Genomic DNA, 1,557 nt, shown 5'->3' with positions numbered 1-1,557 from the left:
GTGGGGGGCGGCGGCGGCGTCGAGGCGGCGCCAGAGGTCGTCGTTGCGGACGGGCTTCCGGGCGGCGGTCATCCAGCCGTTGGTCTTCCAGCCGTGGATCCAGCGGGTCACGCCGTCGCGGAGGTAGGCGCTGTCGGTGACGACGGTGAGCCGCGTCGGGCGGTCGAGGGCCTCGAGCGCGGCGATGGCGGCCATCAGCTCCATGCGGTTGTTGGTGGTCTGCGCCTCGCCGCCCTTGAGCTCGCGGGTGCGCAGGATGTGCTCGCCGTCGCGGGCGAGCAGCACGACGCCCCAGCCGCCGGGGCCGGGATTGCCCGAGCAGGCGCCGTCGGTGTAGGCGAAGATCTCCGGCAAGGCGGGCTCAGGCGACCAGGGTGCGCAGGATGCGGGGGACCTTGAACTCGATGTTCTCCTGCGCGGTCTCGACCAGCTTCTCGGTCACCTCGTAGCGGGCGCGGAAGGCGGCGACGACCTCCTCGACCAGCACCTCCGGGGCGGAGGCGCCGGCGGTGATGCCGACGGCGCGGGCGCCCTCGAGCGCGCGCCAGTCGATCTCGGCGGCGCGCTGGACGAGCTGGGCGTAGGCGCAGCCGGCGCGGTGGCCGACCTCGACAAGCCTTTGGGAGTTCGACGAATTCGGCGCGCCGATCACCAGGAGGGCGTCGACCTTGGAGGCCATCGCCTTCACCGCTTCCTGGCGGTTGGTGGTGGCGTAGCAGATGTCTTCCTTGTGCGGGCCGACGATCGCGGGGAAGCAGGCGCGCAGCGCGGCGACGACCTCGGCGGTGTCGTCGACAGAGAGGGTGGTCTGGGTGATGTAGGCGAGGCGGCCGGGGTCGGCGGGGGCGAGGGTGGCGACATCCGCGGGGGTCTCGACGAGGAGAACGGCGCCCGGGGGGAGCTGGCCCATGGTGCCGATGACCTCGGGGTGGCCGGCGTGGCCGATCATCACCATCTGCAGGCCGTTGCGGAAGTGGCGCTCGGCCTCGCGGTGGACCTTGGAGACGAGCGGACAGGTCGCGTCGACGTACAAGATGTTGCGGTCCTCGGCCTCGGCGGGGACGGACTTGGGGACGCCGTGGGCGGAGAAGACCACCGGGCGGTCGGGCGGGCAGTCGGAGAGCTCCTCGACGAAGACGGCGCCCTTGGCCTTGAGGCCGTCGACGACGTAGCGGTTGTGGACGATCTCGTGGCGGACATAGACCGGGGCGCCCCATTTCTCCAGCGCCATCTCGACGATCTTGATCGCCCGGTCGACGCCGGCGCAGAAGCCGCGCGGGGCGGCGAGGTAGAGGGTCAGGGGCTCGGCCATGGCGGGGAGGTAGCACGGGGGGAAGAGGGAGGGAAGCGGGGATTCCGGCGCGAGCGACCGTCTGGCCGTTTTCGTCAGGGTTAACAGTGGCTTGGGTGGGCTGGAAAGCGGCTGGAATCGGGCCAGCAATTTCGGCTTGCCAGCGGAAGGTTAACGGTGGGGCGAGACGCGGCGGCCGCCTACGCGCCGGCGGGCGCGGCGGGTCCGGGGGCGGCACCGGACGGGCCGGTCTTCGTTTGGGGGTG

Annotated in this window: 2 protein-coding genes; both read right to left on the bottom strand. The window is 71.9% G+C overall.

Features of this window, described 5'->3' with window-relative positions:
• The coding region (gene rnhA, locus Q0112_RS13670) for a ribonuclease HI (RefSeq protein ID WP_297976175.1) at positions 1–354 on the bottom strand (354 nt) is incomplete at its 3' end.
• Positions 355–361: 7 nt separating this feature from the next.
• On the bottom strand, positions 362–1,312 hold the full coding sequence (gene ispH, locus Q0112_RS13665) for a 4-hydroxy-3-methylbut-2-enyl diphosphate reductase (RefSeq protein ID WP_297976173.1): 951 nt from the start codon (positions 1,310–1,312) through the stop codon (positions 362–364).
• Positions 1,313–1,557: the final 245 nt, after the last annotated feature.

The sequence above is a fragment of the uncultured Amaricoccus sp. genome, from assembly GCF_937858865.1.
Taxonomy (GTDB): Bacteria; Pseudomonadota; Alphaproteobacteria; order Rhodobacterales; family Rhodobacteraceae; genus Amaricoccus.
Note: the sequence above shows the minus strand (reverse complement) of the source record. Positions and strands in the feature narration are given on the sequence as shown.

Bases quoted from the DNA above. Each gene is read 5' to 3' on its own strand.
- ispH (WP_297976173.1), bottom strand. From the start codon at position 1,312: ATGGCCGAGCCCCTGACCCTCTACCTCGCCGCCCCGCGCGGCTTCTGC.